The organism is Bdellovibrio sp. MYbb2 (genome assembly GCF_056175685.1).
Genome location: NZ_JBJKJI010000002.1, coordinates 498239 through 519961, shown reverse-complemented (window position 1 = coordinate 519961; position 21723 = coordinate 498239). Strand labels below are relative to the sequence as shown.

The 21723-nt window shown below is 50.1% G+C and carries 22 protein-coding genes; 8 read left to right on the top strand and 14 right to left on the bottom strand.

Features of this window, described 5'->3' with window-relative positions:
- Positions 1-229 precede the first annotated feature (229 nt).
- From pruA to AC04MQ_RS12420, 3 genes are all read right to left on the bottom strand, one after another.
- On the bottom strand, positions 230-3178 hold the full coding sequence (gene pruA / locus AC04MQ_RS12430; protein ID WP_015090399.1) for an L-glutamate gamma-semialdehyde dehydrogenase: 2949 nt from the start codon (positions 3176-3178) through the stop codon (positions 230-232).
- Positions 3179-3284: 106 nt separating this feature from the next.
- A complete protein-coding gene (locus AC04MQ_RS12425; protein ID WP_015090400.1) occupies positions 3285-3872 on the bottom strand; it encodes a fumarylacetoacetate hydrolase family protein in 588 nt (195 codons plus the stop codon).
- Positions 3869-4363 (bottom strand): phosphoglycerate mutase family protein, encoded by a 495-nt coding sequence (locus tag AC04MQ_RS12420; protein WP_475392199.1) that lies wholly within the window; start codon positions 4361-4363, stop codon positions 3869-3871. Before AC04MQ_RS12420 ends, AC04MQ_RS12425 begins: the two co-directional genes overlap by 4 nt.
- Before the next feature lie 77 nt (positions 4364-4440).
- On the opposite strand from AC04MQ_RS12420, the gene AC04MQ_RS12415 reads away from it, so the two are divergent.
- Positions 4441-5340 carry an Hsp33 family molecular chaperone HslO gene (locus tag AC04MQ_RS12415; RefSeq protein ID WP_475392198.1) on the top strand — a complete coding sequence of 300 codons (900 nt, stop codon included), beginning with the start codon at positions 4441-4443 and terminating at the stop codon, positions 5338-5340.
- 620 nt (positions 5341-5960) lie between these two features.
- Here AC04MQ_RS12415 and AC04MQ_RS12410 read toward each other — a convergent pair.
- Positions 5961-8153: a phospholipase D-like domain-containing protein gene (locus AC04MQ_RS12410; RefSeq protein ID WP_475392197.1), complete on the bottom strand. Its 2193-nt coding sequence runs from the start codon at positions 8151-8153 to the stop codon at positions 5961-5963.
- A gap of 202 nt (positions 8154-8355) precedes the next feature.
- Here AC04MQ_RS12410 and AC04MQ_RS12405 point away from each other — a divergent pair, with 202 nt between their 5' ends.
- Both AC04MQ_RS12405 and AC04MQ_RS12400 read left to right on the top strand, forming a co-directional pair.
- Positions 8356-9513, top strand: a complete 1158-nt coding sequence (locus AC04MQ_RS12405) for a sensor histidine kinase (RefSeq protein ID WP_475392196.1) — start codon at positions 8356-8358, stop codon at positions 9511-9513.
- Positions 9514-9516: 3 nt separating this feature from the next.
- The gene (locus AC04MQ_RS12400; RefSeq protein ID WP_475392195.1) at positions 9517-10182 is read left to right on the top strand and encodes a hypothetical protein; all 666 of its coding nucleotides are present in this window, start codon (positions 9517-9519) and stop codon (positions 10180-10182) included.
- Here the strand turns inward: AC04MQ_RS12400 and AC04MQ_RS12395 are convergent.
- The 4 genes from AC04MQ_RS12395 to AC04MQ_RS12380 are packed head-to-tail and all read right to left on the bottom strand — an operon-like array spanning position 10179 to position 13313.
- Complete coding sequence (locus AC04MQ_RS12395; protein WP_475392194.1) at positions 10179-11084, bottom strand: hypothetical protein; 906 nt, start codon at positions 11082-11084, stop codon at positions 10179-10181. The genes AC04MQ_RS12400 and AC04MQ_RS12395 overlap by 4 nt on opposite strands.
- Entirely contained in the window at positions 11084-11548 is a 465-nt protein-coding gene (locus AC04MQ_RS12390; protein WP_015090408.1) for a hypothetical protein, read from the bottom strand. Before AC04MQ_RS12390 ends, AC04MQ_RS12395 begins: the two co-directional genes overlap by 1 nt.
- Positions 11549-11587: 39 nt before the next feature.
- Positions 11588-12310, bottom strand: a complete 723-nt coding sequence (locus AC04MQ_RS12385) for a coenzyme F420-0:L-glutamate ligase (protein ID WP_475392193.1) — start codon at positions 12308-12310, stop codon at positions 11588-11590.
- 1 nt (position 12311) lies between these two features.
- On the bottom strand, positions 12312-13313 hold the full coding sequence (locus AC04MQ_RS12380; RefSeq protein ID WP_041577255.1) for an isocitrate/isopropylmalate dehydrogenase family protein: 1002 nt from the start codon (positions 13311-13313) through the stop codon (positions 12312-12314).
- A gap of 495 nt (positions 13314-13808) precedes the next feature.
- On the opposite strand from AC04MQ_RS12380, the gene AC04MQ_RS12375 reads away from it, so the two are divergent.
- The 3 genes from AC04MQ_RS12375 (at position 13809) to AC04MQ_RS12365 (ending at position 15198) form a co-directional block, all read left to right on the top strand.
- Complete coding sequence (locus tag AC04MQ_RS12375; RefSeq protein ID WP_041577257.1) at positions 13809-14450, top strand: matrixin family metalloprotease; 642 nt, start codon at positions 13809-13811, stop codon at positions 14448-14450.
- A 108-nt stretch (positions 14451-14558) separates the two neighbouring features.
- Entirely contained in the window at positions 14559-14789 is a 231-nt protein-coding gene (locus AC04MQ_RS12370; RefSeq protein ID WP_041577259.1) for a hypothetical protein, read from the top strand.
- A 115-nt stretch (positions 14790-14904) separates the two neighbouring features.
- Positions 14905-15198 carry a helix-turn-helix transcriptional regulator gene (locus AC04MQ_RS12365; protein ID WP_015090414.1) on the top strand — a complete coding sequence of 98 codons (294 nt, stop codon included), beginning with the start codon at positions 14905-14907 and terminating at the stop codon, positions 15196-15198.
- Here AC04MQ_RS12365 and AC04MQ_RS12360 read toward each other — a convergent pair.
- The 3 genes from AC04MQ_RS12360 to AC04MQ_RS12350 all read right to left on the bottom strand — a co-directional run bounded on the left by AC04MQ_RS12360 (position 15161) and on the right by AC04MQ_RS12350 (position 17333).
- Positions 15161-16444, bottom strand: coding sequence for an Hsp20/alpha crystallin family protein (locus AC04MQ_RS12360; protein WP_015090415.1), 1284 nt, complete (start codon positions 16442-16444; stop codon positions 15161-15163). The two genes, AC04MQ_RS12365 and AC04MQ_RS12360, sit on opposite strands and share 38 nt — an antisense overlap.
- A gap of 31 nt (positions 16445-16475) precedes the next feature.
- Complete coding sequence (locus tag AC04MQ_RS12355; protein WP_015090416.1) at positions 16476-16793, bottom strand: hypothetical protein; 318 nt, start codon at positions 16791-16793, stop codon at positions 16476-16478.
- A gap of 222 nt (positions 16794-17015) precedes the next feature.
- Positions 17016-17333 carry a hypothetical protein gene (locus tag AC04MQ_RS12350; RefSeq protein WP_148278738.1) on the bottom strand — a complete coding sequence of 106 codons (318 nt, stop codon included), beginning with the start codon at positions 17331-17333 and terminating at the stop codon, positions 17016-17018.
- Between the two features lie 161 nt (positions 17334-17494).
- Here AC04MQ_RS12350 and AC04MQ_RS12345 point away from each other — a divergent pair, with 161 nt between their 5' ends.
- A complete protein-coding gene (locus AC04MQ_RS12345) occupies positions 17495-18358 on the top strand; it encodes a PBECR2 nuclease fold domain-containing protein (protein ID WP_015090418.1) in 864 nt (287 codons plus the stop codon).
- Between the two features lie 200 nt (positions 18359-18558).
- Here AC04MQ_RS12345 and AC04MQ_RS12340 read toward each other — a convergent pair whose 3' ends face one another.
- The gene (locus AC04MQ_RS12340; protein ID WP_148278740.1) at positions 18559-19308 is read right to left on the bottom strand and encodes a hypothetical protein; all 750 of its coding nucleotides are present in this window, start codon (positions 19306-19308) and stop codon (positions 18559-18561) included.
- Between the two features lie 211 nt (positions 19309-19519).
- Positions 19520-20977 (bottom strand): lipase maturation factor family protein, encoded by a 1458-nt coding sequence (locus tag AC04MQ_RS12335; RefSeq protein WP_015090420.1) that lies wholly within the window; start codon positions 20975-20977, stop codon positions 19520-19522.
- 112 nt (positions 20978-21089) lie between these two features.
- On the opposite strand from AC04MQ_RS12335, the gene AC04MQ_RS12330 reads away from it, so the two are divergent.
- Positions 21090-21365, top strand: a complete 276-nt coding sequence (locus tag AC04MQ_RS12330; RefSeq protein WP_041577263.1) for a hypothetical protein — start codon at positions 21090-21092, stop codon at positions 21363-21365.
- Positions 21366-21429: 64 nt separating this feature from the next.
- Here the strand turns inward: AC04MQ_RS12330 and AC04MQ_RS12325 are convergent, their stop codons facing one another.
- A complete protein-coding gene (locus AC04MQ_RS12325; RefSeq protein WP_051026278.1) occupies positions 21430-21723 on the bottom strand; it encodes a GlsB/YeaQ/YmgE family stress response membrane protein in 294 nt (97 codons plus the stop codon).

Below are 21723 nucleotides of genomic sequence, written 5' to 3'. Positions count from 1 at the left end.
ATACATCCTTGGTGATGGAAAGATTAAAAATCAATACCGCAAACAATGCAGGGGCCGGGCCAGCTCTATTGAATTTAGACAGGGATTGAAGCCGGGGGGCGTGAAGTCTTTGCCATGGGTTGTTTAAAGTATGGACGTTCCCTGACAAAGCAAAAGGGGAAGTTTAAAAAGCAAAAAGCCCTTGGGTTGAGCAAGGGCTTTTTGGTGGTTTTCTTAATTTGGAGGAAGACTATTCTTCCGCTGGAGCAAAGCCGCGACGAAGAGTGTTCTCGGTCACGCATGCTGGTTCCATGTACTGTTTCAAGTAATCAGGTCCACCGGTTTTGGAACCGATACCGGACATTTTGAAACCGCCGAATGGATGACGGTCGACCATCGCGCCCGTGATGCCACGGTTCACGTAAAGGTTTCCGACTTCCAGTTCCTCTTTCACACGGTTGATGTTGGCCGGGCTTCTGGAGAACACACCACCAGTCAGAGCGTACTCTGTGCTGTTGGCGATATCCAAAGCCTGATCCAGATTTTTCGCACGGATCACAGCCACAACCGGACCGAAGATTTCGGCTTGAGCCAACTTTGCATCGCCCGGAACCTCACCAAAGATAGTAGGTGGCGCAAAGAACCCGCCGCCCGGCACAGAGCCTTTGAACAGCAGTTTGTGGTTCTTTTCAGCCTCCGCAATCGTTCCAAGGATGCGGTCGTAAGCTTCTTTGTCGACAACAGGCCCCATGTAAGCTTTTGGATTGTCAGCAGGGTGGATTTCGATGGATTTTGCTGTTTCAACCAGACGGTCCACGAAACGGTCGTAAACTTCATCAAGCACGATCACGCGGCTGGCAGCAGAACATTTCTGACCGCTGAAACCAAACGCAGAATAGATAACACCGTCAACTGCTTCATCCAGATCCGCATCGTTATCGATGATCACGGCGTTCTTGCCGCCCATTTCGATGATACAACGTTTGACGTGCTGCTGGCCTGGTTGAACCACCGCTGCGCGGTTCATGATGTGCAGACCCACGGCTTTAGAGCCTGTGAATGCGATCGTCGTCGTGTACTTGTGGTTCACGATGTATTCACCAACTTCTTCACCATAACCCGGCAGGAAGTTGATTACACCTTGTGGGAATCCAGCTTCCTGGATCATTTTCATCAAGCCCCAGGCAACCACTGTGGATTGTTCTGCAGGTTTCATCACCACGGTGTTCCCCGCAACAGCAGCTGCTGTCACCATACCGGCCAAAATCGCCAGAGGGAAGTTCCAAGGAGCAATCACCGCAGTCACACCGCGGGATTTGTAGATGTAGTGAGACAACTCACCCGGCAAGCCACCCACGCGCAGTGGTTTTTGTAGCTCACGCATGTGACGGGCATAGTAACGGCAGAAGTCGATGGCTTCACCGATGTCGCCATCAGCTTCAGCCCATGGTTTTCCAACTTCAAGGACTTGCGTCGCAATCAGCTTGAAACGGTCACGGGTCATGATGTCAGCAAGCTTATCCACCAGGGCAGCACGCTGTTCACACGGAACGTTCTTCCAGGTTTTGTAAGCGGTTTGTGCCGCCTGCATGGCCTGTTCAGCCTGCTCGGTCGTTGCCATCTGGATCTTACCCACGATCTGATCGGACTGGGACGGATTCACACGGTCAAAGATTTTACCGGATTGCAGATCCTTGTTGTTGATCACAACGTTCACGTTCACCGGCAAAGAGGCTTTCGCTTCAGCCAGTGCTTTTTGCATTTTTTCACGATCGGCTTTCACTGCGAAATCCAACAGTGGTTCATTATAGAACTTGCCTGGTTTTTTCGGAATGATTGGGGACGTTGGAGTCAAACCTTGCGCAGGATCTTTCAAAAGTTCCGCCATGGATTTGTTGTCCGCGAACTTGCCACGCAGCCAGGATTCATTGGATGTGTTTTCCAGAAGACGGCGTACCAGGTAAGCCATGCCCGGGATCAGTTCGCCGACCGGAGCGTATTCACGCATGCGATAGCCCATGTCCACGATGGTTTTCTTGATGGGTTCTGCCATTCCGTAAAGCATTTGGAATTCCAAAGCCTCTTTCGGGATGTTCAGTTTTTCTGCGTAAAGCATGCACGCTGCCAAAGTTCTGACGTTGTGGGATGCAAAAGCAGGGCGGATGAATTTGATGTTTTCCAGAAGGTACTTCGCGCACAACTCGTAGTTGGCGTCGGATTCTGCCTTGTTGGTGTAAACCGGTACCGGCCATCCACGCTGTTCAGCTTCGATGGTTTCGTAATCCCAGTAAGCACCCTTAACAAGTCGAACCCAGAACGGAGTGCCGCGTTTTTGCGCGAACTCTGTCAGGGCTTTGACGTCTTCGAAGGAATCGCGCAGGTAAGCCTGAATCACGATACCGAAGAACTTGTAATTTTTGAACTCAGGTTCATTGATCAGCTCTGTGAACACTTCCAGTGTCAGGTGTTTGACCGAGTACTGTTCCATATCCAGATTTACGAACACGCCTTTTTCCATACCCAGACGGAACACGGAGCGCAGACGTTCTTTCAGGATTTTTTTGGATTCATCCCAAGCCGCATCTTTGATCTGGGAATAAAGTGCCGTCATCTTCACGGACACATTCACTTTAGGCAAAGCGCCTTCGTGATCGCGATCGATCTGCGGAACTTCGTCCCACTTTTCAGCGTCTTTCGCCAGCCAGGTCACCAGCTCCATATACTTGCTGCTGTAATCCTGCGCTTCTTTTTCAGAAAGTGTCGCTTCACCCAGGATGTCCACGGTGAAGGTCATTTTGTTTTTGCGGGCTTTTTTCAGTACCGGCAACGCTTCATCCGGGCTTTCGCCAGTGATGAACATTTTTGCCATACCCATAACGTTCTTTTTGATCGCACCCGCCATCAGGCCCGGAGCCAAAGAACCCAAACCAAGTCCCACGTTGAATACCGGAGGCAGCGTGCCGCCGTCTTCAGAGAAGTATTCTTTCAGGTGGCGCGCAACTTCATCCCCTGAGTTGATGGATGGAAGCACGTCCACGAAACGGAACATGTTGGTTTTGAATTTTTCGTTTTTCATGCTCCATTCCATGATGGAGCCATACCAGAAGTCTTTGGAGAAAATGGAAGCCTTGGACTGGCTTTCCATGCGTTTCAGAATCTCTTCACCACGGGAGACAATTTGCGACTGAATGTCGTTCATATGCTTTTACCTCTACAGAAGGGCCGCATATTCTCACGGGGATATAAAAATTCAAGCGATTAGTGTTCCGGGAATAGGGGTGGAAACAGGGGATTGACGCAAATGGCTAGCGAGCCAGCCATTGGTGTTTCATTTTTCCCACGATTTCGGCTTCCAGATTGTCGCCACGGCGAATAGGGCCGACCCCGGCCGGAGTGCCGGTCAAAAGCAGGTCACCGGGTTCGACCGGGAAGTGCTGACGCACGAATTCGATCAATTGTTCAAACCCGAAAATCATCAGGTTGGTGTTCCCCATCTGACGGGTTTCGCCGTTGATTTTTAGAATAATTTCAAGGTTCTTTAGCTCTTCCAGATCATCCACCGGAAAGAACGCCGAAAGGGGAGTCGCCCCTTTGAAGCTTTTCGCCAAAGTCCAAGGGTGTCCCTTGGATTTCAACTGATTTTGCTTGTCCCGGTCGGTCAGATCCAGAGCGATGCAAGCTTCATCGATTTGCAGGTTTTCATCAAACTGCAACGCCAGTTCCACCTCATGATGAACCTCTTTCATCCAGGCGGGAACGACCAATTCTTTGGCGGCCAAAGTGGCGGTGCTTCCGGCTTTCAAAAAGATCATCGGTTCAGTCGGAACTTCGTTACCCAGTTCTTTGGCGTGTTCAGCATAGTTGCGGCCGACAGCCCAGATATTGCGAATCATAGTTGAATCCTTTTCAGTTCGATGAATTCAAAAACGCCGTCGGAATTCACATGAAAACCAACGTGCTGGCAGGGACTCCAATGGGAAAAATCAGCATCCGACGAAAGATCTTTGTCGGCCGGTGCCACACCCATGGCTTCAACCACCCAGTCATAGTGGGAGCACATGAAAATGGTCGCCTCAGATTTGGTGGCGGCATTTTCCAGAAGCTTGCTGATGCGGTTGCGAAAATCACTCAGGGTTTCGTCGCCTTTTTGTTCTAGCAGTGCGTCCTGAGTGATCAGGGGCAGACCCAGATGTTGGGACAGGGGACGGAAGGTGCTGTGGGTGCGCTTTTTAGGGGAAACCCAAAGCTCCGTAGGACGCGGTAATTCCTCTTTAAGCACCTTGTCGAGCAGTTTGGAGGCTTGAGCATGTCCCTCGGCCGTGAGATCGGGGTCTCTGGAAAAATCCATGGCTTTCTGGGCGTGTCTAAAGACGTAGATCTTCATTGCGGTGGGCTCTCTTCTGCTTGAAATTAAGGTCGTGCTTTGTTAGGGTCATTTTCCATAAAGTCCGGGAGTTTGTCATGAGTAAAGAACGAGTTCATCGCTTCGTATCCAAAGATCTGACTGTGCGTATTGCCGCAGTGAATGCGACTGAAGTCGTTCGACACATGCAGGGTCTGCAAAATACCTATCCACTGGCCACGGTGGCTGTGGGTCGCAGCATGGTGGGTGCCCTTTTGATGGCGGCTCAGCTTAAGGACGATCAAATGGTCGGCTTGCTTTTCCGCGGTAACGGCCCGTTGGGAAGCATCTATGCCGAAGCGTCCTACAACGGACACGTACGTGGTTACACCGCAAACCCACAATACCAACCAGCCAATTATGACAATGGCTTGTCTTTGAAAGACGCCATTGGTATTGGGCTTTTGAGTGTGGCTCGACATCAGCCATTCCAAAAACAACCATTCCAGGGAACGGTTGAACTGGTCAGCGGTGAAATCGGGCAGGACATCGCCCACTATCTGCACCAGTCCCACCAGATCCGTTCCTTGGTTTCTTTGGGTGTTTACCTGGACACTTACGGCAAAGTTCGCTCTGCCGGTGGTGTGCTGATTGAAGTCATGCCAGGCGTGGATGAAGCGGTCGTGGAAAGAATCCAGAAAAACTACGAAGACAAAAAACCAAACATTTCCCAAATGCTTTTGGATGGCGCGACAGCAGAACAGCTGGTGGCTCCATTCATGGATGGTATCCCGTTTGAAGAAATTGAACACAAACCCGAAGTTGAATACTTCTGCCCATGCACTAAAGACCGCGTGATGCGCGCTTTGGAACTTTTGACGGTGGAAGATTTCGAAGACATGATCAAAAAAGCCGAACCAGTCCACGTGACTTGTCAGGTTTGTGGTCGTCCTTACGAGGTTTCCATTCCGGAAGTGCAGGACCTTAAAGACAAGCTTCACAAGGAATCCCTGCACTAGGATTGTTTGTAGCGCGGGGTTTGCCGGGCAGTAAGGCCTTGCCCGGCGCTACGGGCGGCACGGCATCCTGCCTCGTCGCTTCCACCTACGCCTTCGGCTACGGCGGAGGGCCATCCAGGCCCCGCGAAGGCCGCCCTCCGGCCGGGCAAGGCCTTACTGCCCGGCAAATCGGCTTCGATCAATTAGGGCAGGGGAACTTGGGAAGCTTCTCTTCAAGATCCACGCTTCAAAAACAAAACTTCAAAAGAAGAATTTCCACAAACTGACAATCGACGTCTGCGCCGCGAAGAAAAATTCAGTACAAACATATTTAATGACTTCTTCCGCGCGAATGCGCATCTGCAAATAGAAAAGAATCTTAGAAATTAACGACGAACCCTTTCGAGGTCGCGCAGCGACTCTTCGAATTCTTTTTCTTAAATGTTCCTTGGTAGTTACGAAATTGGGAACAAGGCCGGGGAAGCCCGGCCGGAGTTCGGCCTTCGCGGGGCCTGGATGGCCCTCCCACCGCAGGTGGGAGGCGACGAGGCAGGATGCCGTGCCGAACGGAGCGCCGGGATTCACCGGCCTTGCTCCCAATCCCCGCATCCCGCACGGACCATCACCAGAACGAAAAGGAATTAGAAGAGCGAATCTCCCCAGTCGATGAGCGTGGAGTTGATCCACCCAATCTTTTCCTGGGCCGTGATTCTTCGGCCTTTACTGATATAGTCCAGGGCTTCTTTGCGCATTTCTAGTGCGGTGGGGCCATGCAAAATCAACACTCCGCTTTCGGTGTCGTGGATGAAGCTTCGGCGGTTCATGTTGACGCTGCTGATGAAGCTTAGCTTTTTGTCGATCACCAGGATTTTCGAGTGCATGATCGAATTTGGCTGGGTCCACTCGAAGATTTCCACATTTTTCAAATGCCGGTTGATGCCTTGTTTGTTCACGTCTTCGGCGATCTTTGGTGTGCCATCGCCCGCCAGATGAATACGGGTGATGATCTTTACTTTTACTTTGCGTTGAACGGCGCGGTCCAACGCTGCGCTGATTGCCACGGACGGGCGGAAGTAGGGCGTGGTCAACAGCAGTTCAGACTGGGCTGAATCAATCATGTCGATATAGAATTTTTCCAGCTGATAACCGTCAAAGTAAGGCATCGAAGTGATGTGTCGAACCAGTGGTACGGCATAAGGAAGTGAGCGCAGGCGCGTGACCTGATCTGCGGTGGCTTCTTTAGGCACGTTGATGTTTGTGGACCGGTGGCGCTGGGTTTCTGGATCACGCATCCAGAAGGCCAGCATCTGGGCCATCACGGATTTTACGAATGCATAACCACGGATTTCGATTTCGAAATCGTCATAGTAAACATAAGCCTCTTCGCCGTCGCCGTAGTTCTTCAGGTATTTGTAGGCCTTATAGAAAGGTGTATCACTAAATATATAAGAATCGCGAATGTTGCGACCACCGGTGATCAGGAAGCTGTCTTTGGTGTTGGTGCTGGAATGACCAATGATCAGTTTCGTGTGATTCACACGGTGGAACTTGTCAAACCAGCCGCCGTTGTTTTCATCAGACAGCACATACTTATAGTACTGCACTTTGATGTTCGGCAGGCCCTGTTGCAAGCGATCCAGAATCGCTTTGTCTTTTTTAGTCATGGTCACTTCAGGAACCAGAATGCGAATTTGTGTTCCTTGCTGCCCGTGATAGCGTAGAGCGCTGGACAGCACCATGCCATAGAAATCCGCCGAGAAATTCAAAGAAGAAACCCAGATGATGTCAAACTTCGGAGCTTTCGAAAAATCCAGCTCTGCCAATGGGTTTTTGTTGTTGAAGTCCTTGCGGCTTAACGGGGAGCCGGTCAGTGCCAGGATCTTTTGATTGATCGACACATAGGGATCACGCAAGTTCACAAGTTTATCGAAAGTCTGTGGGCAGGTTGTATAGTTGAAATCCTGCTTCCAGAAGAACGCGGTCACGTCGTTGCCGAAGTTTCCGTCGGGACGAGCACAGATGTCGATCTGATTTGTCAGCTTGATCCACTCTTTAGAGGCGCGCCCCAGATCCACCAGTTGCACACCGTTGGTCCACGTTTTTGATTTTTCTGGATCGTAGAAGGACAGTCGGCAATAGTTGACTCGGGGAGTGAACTTCACCCGTACCCTCTGGCCGTTTTCCTGATTATAGTACCAGTTGAATTCATAGACGCGGCTTTGCTGTTCACTTGAAAAGATCCAGCCACCCGGGTGAATGATGTCACCATCGCATTCAAGGCGTGCCTTCAGAAACTTCTTTCGTGTGTTTTTTTCTTCGCGGAAAGGAGAGTCCGGTACGGGAATATCATTTTCAAAACGCAAGATATAGGTGCCATAAAACTGATGTTCGATGGGAAATGATCCTTGATGTGATGATCCGAACTTAAAATCATCCATGGAACGAATTCTTAGTACCTCTTCTTTTTCAAACAGACGCGGGCGGAAGGTGGCTTCAAACCACGGACCCAGGCCGGACCATTCACGCAGGTAAAGTTTTGAGGACAGCTGGCTGATTTCGGCGTTGCGTTCACTGAGCAAGGCTTCTACGCGGGGCCAGTTTTCATTGGCGTGATCGAGGTCTTTTTGGAATTTCGCGTTTTGCTGGCCTTTTTGGAAAAGTTCCTGGTTGTATTTCCAGTCCTTGTTCCAATAACGGGAAAGCTCGACGTCGATTTCCTGAATGCGGTTGGCGCGTTCATCGTCATACATAACAGAGCTCGGTGCGCGCTGCGGGCCCGTGCATGAAGTCAGTAATGTTATGGCCAGTGCAAGGCCTCCCAAGAGCTTATTCATCAAGTACTAAAACGGCTCGTCACAGCGAAAAGTTAACGATTTTCCTTAAGAAATTTCCAAAAATTAACAACGACCCGGTTTCGTCTCCTGTTAAAAGTTTATACAGGTCCCTGGGGGTTTTGGTTGAGGGCAGGGCGGACCGGGCTTTGCTTGTGTTTAAGGTATGGAAAACACAAGAGCTTCGTCTCAAAATGAGATCCCCGTGAAATGGCTGTCGGTCTTTGTGATCGTAAGTCTGGTGGTCGCCGTACTTAGTTTCGGCTACGAAGTTCACCGTGCCAAGGATTCTGTCCGTCAGTATGTTGGGATCTGGGAAGACGACATCGCCCGCGCCAAATTATTCCAAGGCGACCCAACCCTGCAAAATAAGATTCTGAAGCAGCTTAAAGAAGTTCACACCGCTGTTGTGAAAAGCGAAGTTCAGAACCCTGAATCTTTGCAGTGTCTGGTTTCCACTGAAGTTCCAATCACTTTGAATTCTTTGCCGGCCGGTAAAATGGCGGTGTGTTTTGGTCCGTCTGAACTGGCGGTCAAAGCGCTGACTTCACCGGTTTTCATGCTGGGTGTGGTGCTGGGTTTGATCCTGCTGGGCTTTGGCTATCGCCGTGAATTCCTGGCAAGATTGCACGAACAAAAACTTGAATCCGAACTGGCACGCAATAAGGAAATTTCTGAAATCTCGCGGCAGGTGGCCCATGACATCCGTGGTCCTTTGATGGCTCTGACGACTTTAAGTCAGTTGTCCCATGATATGAGCACGGAAAAGAAAGAACTGTTTGATCACGCTGTGGCTCGCATCAAGGGCATCGCCGAAGACCTGCTGGCCAAGGGCCGCAAACAAAATGCAGGATCCAGTGTTTCCGTCGTTAAAGCATCACAGCAGGATCTGACGACCTTGATGGATTCTTTGTTGAAAGAATATCGTTTCTCGCATCCTTCTGTGAATTTCACATGGCACAAGCACATTCATTCCGATGCGGTGAAAGTGAATCTGGAATCCGTGAAAGTCCAGCGTGTGGTCAGCAACCTGCTGAACAATGCCCTGGAAGCGTTGCCGGAATCAGAGGCCTCGATCAATCTGACATTGATGGAGCGTCAGGATCACTGGCTGCTTCAGATCATGGACAATGGCAGTGGCATTCCAGAGGACATTTTGCCTAAACTGGCTCAAGAAGGCGTGAGCTTCGGCAAAGACAACGGCAATGGACTGGGTCTGTATGATGCCAAGAAAACCCTGGAATCTGTGGGCGGTGACCTGCAGATTCGTTCCCGCGTCGGTGTGGGGACCCAGGTGATTCTGCGATTCCCCAAGACGGTCGAGGCGGGGCTTGACCGCGCGGTGGCGACTCATCATCCTTAATCCATGTACCGCACATGGAAATATCTCGTCGTAAAAAATGAACAGGATCTGAAAAACCGGGCGCGCCTGCAACGGCTGGCAAGGCATCGCGGGCTTCCGGGCTTTTTGATGGTCGTTGTTTTTGCGGCCTGTGCCCTGATCAGTCTGGGACTGGCCGGTTTCTTTGGGATGATGGCTTATTCCCATCAGCTGCCGATGTGGTCTTCGGTGGGAAGTGCGCTGGCGATGCTGCTTTTGGCGGGAACTTTCGTGTTTGGCTCTCGCGTGTTTTTGCGCGAGCGGCAGATGGATGTTTTAAGAAAATTTCTGCGTCATCCGGACAGTGGCAGCTTCGTTGTCGGCAAACTGACTTCTTTCAATTATGTGGCGGGCGATAGCCGCAAGCTTTCGCGCTATTTCGTGGAAGGGGAAGCGGAAGGCCCACAAGGGCAGACTTTGTTTGTCGGGGAATTCTTTGATGCCGACATCTGGCCCTTCACCACGGAAGAAGGCGACCGTCAGATTCAAAAAGACGATGACTGGTATGACCTGAAGGGCAAACGCAGAACTTTGCCGATTCCTGCTTATTTTATCTGTGAGGCGAATGATCCCAAAATCGGGGTGATGGTGGGCATCGATCAGGCGTTGCTGAATGATGCCCTGAAGCGCAGTGAAATGAAGACTGTCTAGTTGTCGATCTCGATTCCCAGAACATTTTCGATGGTCTTTTCGTAAATGTCTTTTTTCTTGGCTTTGACCGGAGCCGTTTCGCGACGGCGTTCGCTGCCAGCACTTGTCGGGAAGGCTGCAAACAGATCGCGCTCTTTGCCGTCCGCGGTGATTTCAAACTTAAATTCACGGTCTTTGCAAATTGCCACCAAGGAAGCGCTGCCACTGAAGGTTTTTGCCGCCGTGATTTGCAGTTCGCTGATATTTAAAGTCGTGATTTTGATTTTCAGATCCTGTTCGCGCGGGTTTTCGATGTTTTCAATCGCGCAGGGGAAGGTCAGCAAAGTCGGATTCTGATGACTTGCAAACACCCGGGCAGGGAAGGACGGTTCTTGTGGATTGGTGCCGGTGAATTTCATTTCACTGACCACCAGGCCCCACGGGTTTTCCAAACTGCGTTCCGTGGTGTTCAGACGGATCTGAGTTGTGGCGAACAGTTGGTTTTTTTGCGTGTCTTCGGTGATCTGAAGTTGCAGCAGGGCCTTATAGCTGCCATCCGCCAGCAATTTCAAGCTGATCAGGCGTCCGATCTGGGACATGTTTTTCTGCTGCACTTTTTCACGCAGACGGCTGACTTCGCGGATGCGTTCTTCGCCCAGTTTAGGTGCCATCAAAAACGCCAGCGACGTTTGCGATTGCCAGAAGTTGTTAGAGTCATAGTTGAAGAAGCGTTCCAGGTACTGGCGCAGGAAGGTCATGCGTTCCATTTCGCCCATCTGGATATTCTGCAGGGATTCTTTCCCGGCATCAATGGTCACGGCAACAACACGCGGATTGTTCTTAAGCTGCCAGTACAGGTAAGTGACGACCGAAGCCCATATCACTGAAGCGGCCAGCAGTACCGACAAGACCCGCGTTTTCATTATTCACCTTTTTCCAAAGGCAGGATTTCGATCATCTGATCGCGGTGGTATTTTTTGTTCGGGCCTTCATCAACCCACTGGTCGATTTTGTAGAGTTTGATTTTGGCTTTGCCGCTTTGGAAGTATTTTTTGTCGGCTTTGCCGGTGGTTTCTTTCAGCAACGTCGCAGGCCCGTTCTGGAAGAAATCCAGTTGTGCCTTCATCTTTTCAGTTTCAAGGCGCATCAGTTCCATGTCTTTTTCATCGTTATAATAGTAATTGGCAGCCACAGCAGAAACGACACCCAGAATCCCACCCCAGTAAAGGGCATGCAGTTCAGGACGTTCATCTTCAGGGGCGGTGGCAGCACCCAGCGCAGCTCCCACACCGATACCGACACCGGTGGCAGCCAGACGGCTTTTTTGGTTGGTGGCACAGGCAGACATCAGCAGGCAGAAGCCAAGAAGCAAACACATTGATTTCATGTAACCAATGTTAAGTTTAAAACCGGGATCAGGCAAACCCTACTTCATGAGATGTTTGTAAAGAGGCAGGTACATGTCGTCTTCCGGAGCAAACTGCAGATCCTCACGACGGGGATTTTCGTTGAAGGTCACCGGAGCATTATAGATCAGGGCCAGCGGACAGCGTTCAGCGGCTTCACCCATCATCAGGACTGCTGAAACAGCCAGACTGTCGGCGAGATTGATCTGGGTCATTTTCAGCTCTCGACCAAAGATGTCTTTTTCACCCACCATGCTGCGAACTGGATCAAAGCCTGCAAAAGACAGCGCAATCCCGGTCACTCCATTACGCAAAGGACTGGTGTGTGAATCCGTCACGATGATACCCAGGTTTTTAAGTCCTGTGCGCTCGCAAAGGGACTGGCGCAGTTTTTCGGCAGAAAGATACGGATCATGCGGGTACAGGATATAATCGCCGTTTTCAGAATTGGATTCATCAATGCCGGCAGCTGGTAAAAGCAGACCTTCTTTGATGGTCAGGGACACGCCGTGACCGATTTCACCCAAATAGTGATCAGCCTCGCGGCGGATCAGGTCTTTTTTGTCGATGCTGTTTAAAGGCACCAGGCGGTTTTCCGCCAAAGAGATGATCTTGGAAGTGATGGCAAGAAGGATCCCTTCCTGCCATTGGGATTTTTCGACATGAGCCAGGATGAACTCCGCCAGATTCCCACCTTGATGGAAGATCGCTGTGCGAACTGGAGAGATCATCAACTGTGTCATATTAGTGGCCCAGGCGCTGGATGATAGCGTCGGTGAAGGATACAGTCGTACCTTTACCACCCAAGTCACCAGTTCTTGCATTAACGTCAGAAAGAGCAGCGATCAAAGCCTTCATGATTGCATCGGCTTTGGCATTTTCGCCCACGTGCTGAAGCATCATCACAGCAGATTGCAGCAACGCAGTTGGATTGGCTTTGTTTTGACCGGCGATATCCGGTGCAGAACCGTGAACCGCTTCAAAGATCGCGTGATTCGCACCGATGTTTGCACCCGGAACCACGCCCAAGCCGCCGACAAGGCCCGCGCACAAGTCAGACAAAATGTCGCCGTAAAGGTTTTCAGTCACGATCACGTCAAACTGCTGAGGTTTGGTCACCAGCTGCATGCAGGCGTTATCAACGATAACGTCTTTGGTCGTGATGGTTGGATACTGCCAGCCCACTTCCTGCGCCACTTTCAGGAACAGACCATCAGAAAGTTTCATGATATTGGCTTTATGAACGATCGCCATGCGAGGTTTGCCGGTTTTTTGAGCCAGATCATAAGCGTAACGGGCAATGCGCTCAGAACCTTTGCGCGTGATGCGTTTGATGCTTTCCGCAGTGTCTTCATCGACCATGCGTTCGATACCCGCGTAAAGGTCTTCGGTGTTTTCACGCACGATGGTCAAATCCACGTCAGAACAAACACACTGAACACCAGGCAAAGAGCGAACCGGGCGCACGTTGGCGTACAGGTCGAACTTTTGTCTCATGGTCACGTTGATGGATTTGTGACCGCCGCCCACCGGAGTGGTCGTTGGGCCTTTGATTGCCAGTTTGGTTTTGTTGATGGAATCAATGGTGGTCTGAGGCAGCAATTCGCCCAAAGAATTCAGAGCCACTTCGCCAGCTTGGTGCTCTTCGTATTCAAACGGAGCGTGTACGTGTTTAAGAACGCGAATGACCTGAGCCATAATCTCAGGGCCGATACCATCACCGGGAATCACTGTCAGTTTCATCATTGGGGAACCTTTCTGGTTGAAAGGTTTTTACTTATCAAAGATGCGGTCTTTTTCCAAGGATTGAACGTCGCGCGCGCGGCTGGCGGGAGGAGCTTTTCTTCAGCTCACCACCAGGGAAGGTAGGATGTGGGATGTGTTGTGTGGACCACTAAGGTTTCCCCGATTGGGGTGGGGTCCGATTGTCTCTATTTGAGACATACTTCCTACTAAAGCAATCGGCGGGCCAGTTTGTTTGGGATCCTTTTGCACCACACTTTGCGGCGAAGGGGTGTTCAAAGCTTATACAGAGAAAACTGCATATAAAATCAAGCACTTAGGCTAAATCCAAGGACCTGTCGCTAAACCTGACGGCTTTTCCTTGGCGTTGGGTGGTTTTAAGGCTGATTCCTGACTCCATTGAATAGGTCAATAAAAGCAGCGGCTTAGGGTGATTCTTCGGTGCCGGCCAAGGTGGCCCTTTCCTTGTAATAGATCAAGGCAGAGGAGGTCGCTCGCATGTGGAAGTGGCTTGGGACCGCATTGGTCCTATCAATAGCATTAGTGGTACAAGCCTGTGCGCCGAAATCCCAGGAAGACTGTGGTTTCGTGCAAAACGTGTATGGCGAACGAATCTCCTGGAAAAGCGATGCTCCAGTGACGATGCAACTGCATACCTCTATTCCGGATTCTATGGTGCCAGCGATCATGCGTGCAGCAGAAACCTGGGAACGCACCGCCGGACGTAAACTTATCAATATCATTCAATACCCGCGCTATAGCGGACCGATTGTTCCCCACAAAGACGGACAGAACATCATCTATTTGATGGATGCATGGGAAAGCAACCGCGCTTCGGAACAGGGCCGGACAAGTGTTTACTGGATCGGGGACCTGATCAAGGAAGCCGACATCCGTTTGAACGGCTATGACTTTAATTTCTATTGGAATAATCAACGTCTGACGACGGCTGTAAACCCCGCACGAAAGTCATCTGGCGAGGTCAATATTGAAGCCCTGGTGCTTCACGAGATGGGACACGTCCTGGGCCTGAAACACAAGGACGGCGCGGGTTCTGTGATGGCGACCTATCTGTCCAGTGGTGATGATCGGGTGAATCTGGCTGAGGTGGATTCGTCAGCCCTGCAGTGCGAGTACTAGCGCCGAGCAGTGTAAAATGTCCATGTAAGTTTATTTAAGTTGTTGGAATTGAAAGAAGCTAACTAGACTTTGATTTCGCGCCTGAGAACGCAGGTGAAGGAGAACAAGATGAGAGTGATCACATTGGATAAAAACGCACAAGTTGAAGCTGTGGTGACTGAGTCTGTTGTTGAATCCTTCTCTCCTGTGGCTCACAAGGCTTACCATGAAATGGCGGATAAACCGGTTGTTGAAGTCGATGCTTTGACTCAGTTGCACGCCAATCTTGAAATGCTTCAGGATCTGCAAACACGTCTTGCGTTTGTGATGCGTGAAGTTCGTTATTTGATGAAAGTCTAAGGAACACCCGTTCCAGCTGATTCCTTCTCTCCACCCCGGGGAGAAGAAAATATAATTTCGTACTGCGTACTTCTGTATGATGACAGTTTAAACAAATTCCGATTAAATTTCGGATATGAAACAACATCCTGAAGAATTTCAAGCTTACTTCAAAACTCATTTCGATAAATGGGGACTTACCAAAACTGAATGTGAAGTCGGTGGTTTGATTCTTCTTGGCCTCAGCCTGCGTGAAATCGCGGACAGAAGGGGCACTTCTGAAACGACAACTCGTCAACAAGCACTGAGCCTTTATAAAAAAGCTTCAGTGGAAGGACGTCATCAGTTGTCGGCTTATTTCCTGGAAAATCTGCTGGCGGCGCAAACGATTGTTAAGCCTTACGTTGAAAGCGGGTCGGGATCCCTTTAGGGATGTGATAGACAACCCAGTCACCATCGCGCTGGCGGGTCATGCCCTCGGTGATGACGGGCTTGTCGAAAGCAAACTCTTCCCGGAATGTCTGGAAGTTAGAGCTGCTGACACTTTTGTTATCTTCTTCAATCTTGTCCTTGAAAGAACGCTGACCTGAAACGGTCGCGCGATCATTCTGAATCGTGACCTTTACGGAATCCTTTTCATGCTCTGGCACAAAGGCGCGCAGAATATAGAAATCAGGATTTTCCTTCATCTGACTGCCACGGTCTTCAACCTTGTAGAACGGGTCAGCTTCTTTTGTCGAATACTTGCTGGCGGCCTTCACAAAGTCTTTGCGGGTTTCAGCCAGTTCACGCACATAGCGTTGCTTTTGAATGTTCAAGGATTCGCGGTTGGCATCTTCCGTGTGCTGGTAAGTGCTTTGGAAGCGGTCGTTCTGGTTGTCCAGAGCGTTTTCGTAAGCGACTTTCTGGTGTTGCAGACGGGAAGAGTACTGCTTGTTCAGATTCCCTTCGCGGGATTCCCATTGGGTCTGCTGCTGGTCATAGCGTTTGGCATAATCACTGTCCTGACGAGCCAGTTGTTTTTGCTGCTTTTCATTTTCAACAACCAGAGCCTTTTCACCGCGCGCACGCAGTTCGCCGTATTCTTTTTCATTGCGGGTGCGCACGCGCTCTTGCACGTTGCGGCCACGATCCACTTCGTTTTTCAGGCTGGCATCGTTCTGGGTGCGCTGCTGCTCCAGGCGGCGGTCGCTGAATTCATTCAGCTGGGACATGTCCTGGTTGTATTTTTCTTTGGCGCCTTTGATGTCATCAGCACTTTTGGTGCGGATGTATTCCACGCGTTCGCTGGCATCTTTTTCAATGCTGGCCACTTTCTGACGGGAATCGGTCTGAGCCTGGGCAATCTGTTCGGTGCGCTTGTTGCGGGTGGAGTTCAGTTTGTCGTCATAGCTCTTTGCCAGTGCCTGGGTTTTGGAATTGTATTTATCAGTCAGGCGCTGGCGGTCTTCCACGGCTTCGGCGGCGGCCTCTTGCTGGCTTTTGCGAATGTGATTGATAGCGGCGTTGTTTTGTTCTTGCAGACCGGACTTCTTGTCGTTGTAGTAGTCTTTAAGATCAGCAAGCTGGGCTTCATTCTCTTTCACGAGCTGCTTTTTTTTGCGCGCGTGATCGGCTTGAAGTTCACTCAAATCCGCTTGCTGGGCTTTTCTCGTGGAATTGTCAATTGACGACATGAAATCAGTGTATCAAATCGACACACAGGTTTTAAGGTGCCGGGTTGGGCTCGGCAGGAATCTGGCCTTTCGGGTTGGGGCAGTGGGGCTGGAAATCACTGGTGCGCCCATAACAGCGCCAAGTATCGATGTAAGTGACCTCTTCATCGGCGGCCACCGGATAGTAATAGCGGTATTGGACGTGATCCAGGGTGCTTTCGACTAGACGGAAGTCTTGCGTCTCGGGTTGTTGTGCCTGAGGGTTGGCGGATCTTTTTGTGATCTTCAGAACAAAGACCCGGTACTCGGCCTGTGCAAAGGCCGGCAGCAGAACAAATAAGAAAGCCGATAAGAAGATCCGATATTTCACAGTTCTTCCTATCGGCTTTGCGGTGGGAATCTTGAAAGACACCAAATCCGACCTCTTCAGAATAGCACTCTGTCGGCACATCGCATTAAATAAGCGCGGTGATGTCGAATTAATACTCTAAGCTTTAGACGAAATATCGAAGATCCCAAATTGGCCGAAGCAAGTCGGGGAAAGTGTGCAAACTTTAAACGAAAAAACGGGAATTTTTAGTTCCCGTTTTCGTTAGTGTGCGTGTTCGTGATTGGCGCGGACCGTGTTTTCCACGATGTGGAAGTAGGCCCTGACCAGCATCTGGTAGGAATCCTGATCCAGTGCCTGCAAATAGGCCATTTTTTCGAAGTAGGTTTTCTTGGCAATCAGCTCTGTCATGACATCCTGGACCTTCTTCATCTTATCAAAGCTGTAGAAGTCCTTATCGTCTGCCACTTCCTTAAGGACCGTGGCGATAGACTTGTTGTCAAAAAGAACATGAACACCCATGGCGGAATGAGACAGCAAAGCTTCCATTCGTTCCAGACTTGTTTCTTCTATGTTGACCAAGAGCGCCTCCTGCTGACGTCTTAAGTTGAATGGTGAGGAATATTGTCCACAGTTGCAAGACCAAAAATGCTTCTATGACAGGGGCCGTCGAGAGTGTCTTTTTTCTAGTTGTTGGCAGAACGGATTGTCTCAATAATAAAAAGGTGAAGGATACGAAACGAATGGCGAAAACAAAGACCCGCGCAAAGAAGAAACCAAGCACCTCCTCTGAAAAAGAACTCATCTTGGTTGATGAGGCTGCTGGACTGATTTTTGAGAATGAAAAAGACCTGTTTGGCTATTTCCAAAGCGCCATCGATAAGCTGGAAGAAGAGTATATTGCTCTGCGTTCGGCCGAGGATTTCACTGACGAAGAGCAAATTGAACGCGAGCATTATTTGGAGTCCACATTGGACGAACCAGATGAAGTTTGGATGGATGACAAGACTTTCGAAGATTTTGCCATCTATCACTTCATTAAAAGTTTCGAAGAAGGTGTAGATGCCTTCAAATATGTCGCTGTAGCTTACGTATCCAGTGAAGACGAGTACCCTTCATTCGTGTTCATCCATTTCCCATCCAAAGACAGCCGCGTGTGGCAGAACTATCAGCGCGGTGAAATGGTTTACGATAAAACCTTTGAAGAAGTTTCCGCTGGATCCGTCGAAGGCGATGCGATGGGCGAGGGAGATCCTTTGGCCATGGGTCTTTACTCCGCCATGCTGAAAGTGCGTGGCGAAAAAGACATTCCGCAGGAAAATTTCAAGGACTTCGCTGAGCTTCGTGAAGAAACCATCGAAAGCGCGGATGAAATCTGGCGCAAGAACGATCTGGATGGAAACATCCTGGTCAGCTTCATCCGCGAATTCCCGGATCACGAAACCACCAAGGATTTGATCTATATCGCGGTCACTCAGGAAGACGAAGACTCCAATGTTCATTCATTGCTGTTCTCGTTCCCAACGACCGACAAGACGCTGGCCGACCGCTACCGCCAAGGCGAAAACCTACAGGCCGAAGAAGTCAGCCAGGAATCCGCCCACTGACGGTCGGTGAAAAAGGCCCATCTGACTGCGTTGTCGGCGGGGCTTCTCGCTTCGACGTGCAGGAGCACGCCTGCGCTGCGAGGACCCACCTCCGCCTTGCATCTGAACCTTTTTGACCAACCGTTAAAATTGCCGTTTTTAAAAACGAAAAAAGCCACTCTGGGGGAAGAGTGGCTTTTTTGCGTTTGGGGGGGGTCTAATTAGAAGCAGTAGTTGTTTGCCATGGACTGGAACTGGGAAGTTGTGAACTGACCAGACTTGCCATAGAACGGGTGCAGCTTCTGCAGAACACCGGCGCGGGTAGAGCCGCCGTCGTTAGCGTAGTCTGCTGGGTTTGCAGAGAACAGTGGCAACAGACCGTCAACTGTGTTGATCGCTTTGTTGGTGGAAGCATCGTAGTTAGAGATCTTCAAAGCATCGTATTCACCATTTGGATCTTTCAGATCAACCAGGATGTTTACATTGTTGAAGAAAGTCTGTGGATCGGTGTAGCCCATGCCGGAAGCAACAGTCACAACATCAGACCATTTCAAAGTCGTCTTCCAGCCAGTCAGGTATTGACCGTTAGCCGGGTTCATCAAAGCGAAGTTCAAAGCGGAAGTGTCCAGGTTTGTGTAACCGGATGGGTTCGCCAGCCATTTCCACAAAGAGATATAAGAGCCACCAGTTTTGAAAGTCGCTGGCAGTGAAGTCAGGCGAAGGTAAACGTATTCCATGCGAACATAGTTGCTGGAATCAACGAAGACCTTCATTTTACCGATGATGTCGTTGCCCGAAGCCTGATTGCAATAAGCCAAAGCTTTAGAAGATGCAGAACCAATATCTGTTACCGGTGTGCGGCTGGAAGAATCCGTAGAGCCTGCTACCTGCTGGCTGGATCCGCAAGCTGTCAACATGGACAGTGCACCGAGTGTAAGAAGAGTTGTGAAGATTTGTTTCGCATTTTTCATAAAGCCCCCTGATGCCAATCTATAAAGCAACAGCGGTGCCATAGGTCAGACTGAGACAAAATAAAAAACCACCTGATTTCAGGTGGTTGCAGATTCCATCATTCTCATGCTGAAACGTTCCCAGAGTGAAACGTCAAACTTCTAAGGGGGTGCCGCGCAACGCGTGTCACTTTGCGCGCACAAATCTCAATTTAATTCAGAGTTACGGTCCCTAAGCAGGTTCGCCGGTTCCATCATCCCTGCCAAATACGGGGCCGTAGGATCCTGAGTGAACGCGTTCCCACCACTGGCCATTTTGGCGCAGGTCTTTGAATTCGCTGAAGCGGTATTCGTATCGTTCAAAACGCAGGTATCTTGGTGAGGTTCCTTTGAAGGGATCCTTGCTGAACAAGGCCATCACGTCGGGGGATTGTTCAAATACGCGGGTTGCGAGGTTCTGCAGCCACATGTTTTCGTTGAAATTTTCAAGAGCTGCAAACCACATCTGCCAGTCCATGCGCGGCTGGTGTGGGGCACACACCGGGGGGGCTTTTTTAAGGCCGCCAGGTTTGAACTGGAATTCATAGTCTTCCCAGTGAAGTCCGTCGTTACTTCCCTGCAGAACCACTTCCGGACGGGTCTTTGTCATCACGGCGAACAAACCATAAGGATTGTTGATGCGGAAAGGGTAAAAGAAGCGCATGTACGGAAGCATGAAGTTTAGCTTCGTGCTGTTTTCAGAAAGTGTTTTTAAAATCCAGAACAGCGATGACGGAACCAAGATCAGAGCCGGAATCACCATTATTGCTGTCGGCAGGGTGGTGGCTTCAACCCAGTTAATTCTGAACCCCCACTCAGAATCCGGCAGTACTGACAGACACAGCCCCAAAGTCAGCAGGTTAAAGAAACCATAGTTGCCCGTCAGTATGATTAAAAACTGCAGAAACAACAAAAGGCCGACAGCGACGATCTGGGTCTTTCCGGGCACCAACATCAGGAACGGGCAGGCTAGCTCGATAAAGAACATGATCACAGTGCTCATTTTTTGGAACCAGCGGGGCATCTTGTGGGCGAAGTAAGCCACGGGTGTTGGCAGCGGCTGTGTCCAGTAATGATAGGTCAAAGCCGTCAGATCCTTCCAGCTGCCATCCTTATGTGTAAGCTTCACTACGCCAGACAAGAACATCAGTTTGAACAACAGGAAAATCACCAACCCCAGCATGATCGGGTGCAGATTGTGCGCCGCCAGCGGAATCCATTCCCACTGCCACGGAGCGAAGAACAGTCCCAGGAAACCAAGTTCCAGCAGCAGACTGTCCCACTGATAACTTAAAAAAATCTGCCCGCAGCTGACAAAAGAAAGATAGCAAATGAAACAGGTCAGAAACATGAAGCTTTGGGAAAACCCCAGAAACGCCAGTGAAGACGCCGTCATGCCGACAAAGCAGAAAAATTTCAAAGTCAGATCGCCAGAAGAAAACCAGAACAGACTGGGAACATGATAGAAGCGTTCGGCTTTTAGTTCTTTGTCCAAAAGATTTAAAAGATGATCAATCGACAAAATGCCTTGTGAACCATAAAGGCCCAACACCTGCGGCAGCAAAGACAAAAAGGCGACAAAGTAAGACAGCGCCAGTGTCTTTGAAATGATCCAGCTTGCGATGTTGTAGTCTTCAATTAACATATTCATTCTTTCTGTCGCTGATTTCCGGCACGCCGATCTGAAATCAATAGCAAGTCCAAGGTGCTTCCTTTTAGCCTGATCCCGGATCGCATACATCAATCATAACCCAGGAGAATATATGAAAGCATTCGTTCTATCTCTCTTTGCAGTGGTGGCCTTGTCAAGTGCCACGTCTTTTGCTGCTGAGGAAGTGGTCAATCTTCAGGAAACTCAAGAAAACTTCGTGGTGGAGCCTATTTTTGAGGCCAATCGCCTTAGCTGCCCATCCGACATGATGCCGATTGCGAAATACTGCTGGAACACCGGCCGGGGCTGTTTTGTGAAGTGTGGAGTGGTCTGTCATCCCAAGCGTGAAACTCCGCCACCAGTTCCAGAGCCTAACTTTGTTGAATAAATAAAAAAAAAGCGCGCCTTTTAAGGGGCGCGCTTAAGTTGCGTCAATAAAGCCGACGTATCGGCTAGGATCTTGTGACGACCCGGTTCACCAGAACCAGAATCACGGCGCCACCAATGCCGATGGCGATGCCTTCCCAACTGAAGGCGTTGTACTTGGGCCAGTGAAAAACCTTGGGCGTCAGGAAGTTCCCAATGAAAGATCCCGCCAGCCCCAAAAGAATTGTCCGAATCCATCCCATGTTTTCGCTGCCGGGGATGATGATCTTGGCAATCACGCCCACACCCAGTCCCAACAGGGACCAAAGCACAAACAGATTAAACCAAGGGTGATTCAAAACCATATTCACGTATGTCAT

What these genes read in the sequence shown, in the direction of transcription:
- pruA (WP_015090399.1), bottom strand. Translation starts at nt 3,178, where the DNA reads ATGAACGACATTCAGTCGCAAATTGTCTCCCGTGGTGAAGAGATTCTG.
- AC04MQ_RS12425 (WP_015090400.1), bottom strand. Translation starts at nt 3,872, where the DNA reads ATGATTCGCAATATCTGGGCTGTCGGCCGCAACTATGCTGAACACGCC.
- AC04MQ_RS12420 (WP_475392199.1), bottom strand. Translation starts at nt 4,363, where the DNA reads ATGAAGATCTACGTCTTTAGACACGCCCAGAAAGCCATGGATTTTTCC.
- AC04MQ_RS12415 (WP_475392198.1), top strand. Translation starts at nt 4,441, where the DNA reads ATGAGTAAAGAACGAGTTCATCGCTTCGTATCCAAAGATCTGACTGTG.
- AC04MQ_RS12410 (WP_475392197.1), bottom strand. Translation starts at nt 8,153, where the DNA reads ATGAATAAGCTCTTGGGAGGCCTTGCACTGGCCATAACATTACTGACT.
- AC04MQ_RS12400 (WP_475392195.1), top strand. Translation starts at nt 9,517, where the DNA reads ATGTACCGCACATGGAAATATCTCGTCGTAAAAAATGAACAGGATCTG.
- AC04MQ_RS12395 (WP_475392194.1), bottom strand. Translation starts at nt 11,084, where the DNA reads ATGAAAACGCGGGTCTTGTCGGTACTGCTGGCCGCTTCAGTGATATGG.
- AC04MQ_RS12390 (WP_015090408.1), bottom strand. Translation starts at nt 11,548, where the DNA reads ATGAAATCAATGTGTTTGCTTCTTGGCTTCTGCCTGCTGATGTCTGCC.
- AC04MQ_RS12385 (WP_475392193.1), bottom strand. Translation starts at nt 12,310, where the DNA reads ATGACACAGTTGATGATCTCTCCAGTTCGCACAGCGATCTTCCATCAA.
- AC04MQ_RS12380 (WP_041577255.1), bottom strand. Translation starts at nt 13,313, where the DNA reads ATGATGAAACTGACAGTGATTCCCGGTGATGGTATCGGCCCTGAGATT.
- AC04MQ_RS12375 (WP_041577257.1), top strand. Translation starts at nt 13,809, where the DNA reads ATGTGGAAGTGGCTTGGGACCGCATTGGTCCTATCAATAGCATTAGTG.
- AC04MQ_RS12370 (WP_041577259.1), top strand. Translation starts at nt 14,559, where the DNA reads ATGAGAGTGATCACATTGGATAAAAACGCACAAGTTGAAGCTGTGGTG.
- AC04MQ_RS12365 (WP_015090414.1), top strand. Translation starts at nt 14,905, where the DNA reads ATGAAACAACATCCTGAAGAATTTCAAGCTTACTTCAAAACTCATTTC.
- AC04MQ_RS12360 (WP_015090415.1), bottom strand. Translation starts at nt 16,444, where the DNA reads ATGTCGTCAATTGACAATTCCACGAGAAAAGCCCAGCAAGCGGATTTG.
- AC04MQ_RS12345 (WP_015090418.1), top strand. Translation starts at nt 17,495, where the DNA reads ATGGCGAAAACAAAGACCCGCGCAAAGAAGAAACCAAGCACCTCCTCT.
- AC04MQ_RS12340 (WP_148278740.1), bottom strand. Translation starts at nt 19,308, where the DNA reads ATGAAAAATGCGAAACAAATCTTCACAACTCTTCTTACACTCGGTGCA.
- AC04MQ_RS12335 (WP_015090420.1), bottom strand. Translation starts at nt 20,977, where the DNA reads ATGAATATGTTAATTGAAGACTACAACATCGCAAGCTGGATCATTTCA.
- AC04MQ_RS12330 (WP_041577263.1), top strand. Translation starts at nt 21,090, where the DNA reads ATGAAAGCATTCGTTCTATCTCTCTTTGCAGTGGTGGCCTTGTCAAGT.
- AC04MQ_RS12325 (WP_051026278.1), bottom strand. Translation starts at nt 21,723, where the DNA reads ATGACATACGTGAATATGGTTTTGAATCACCCTTGGTTTAATCTGTTT.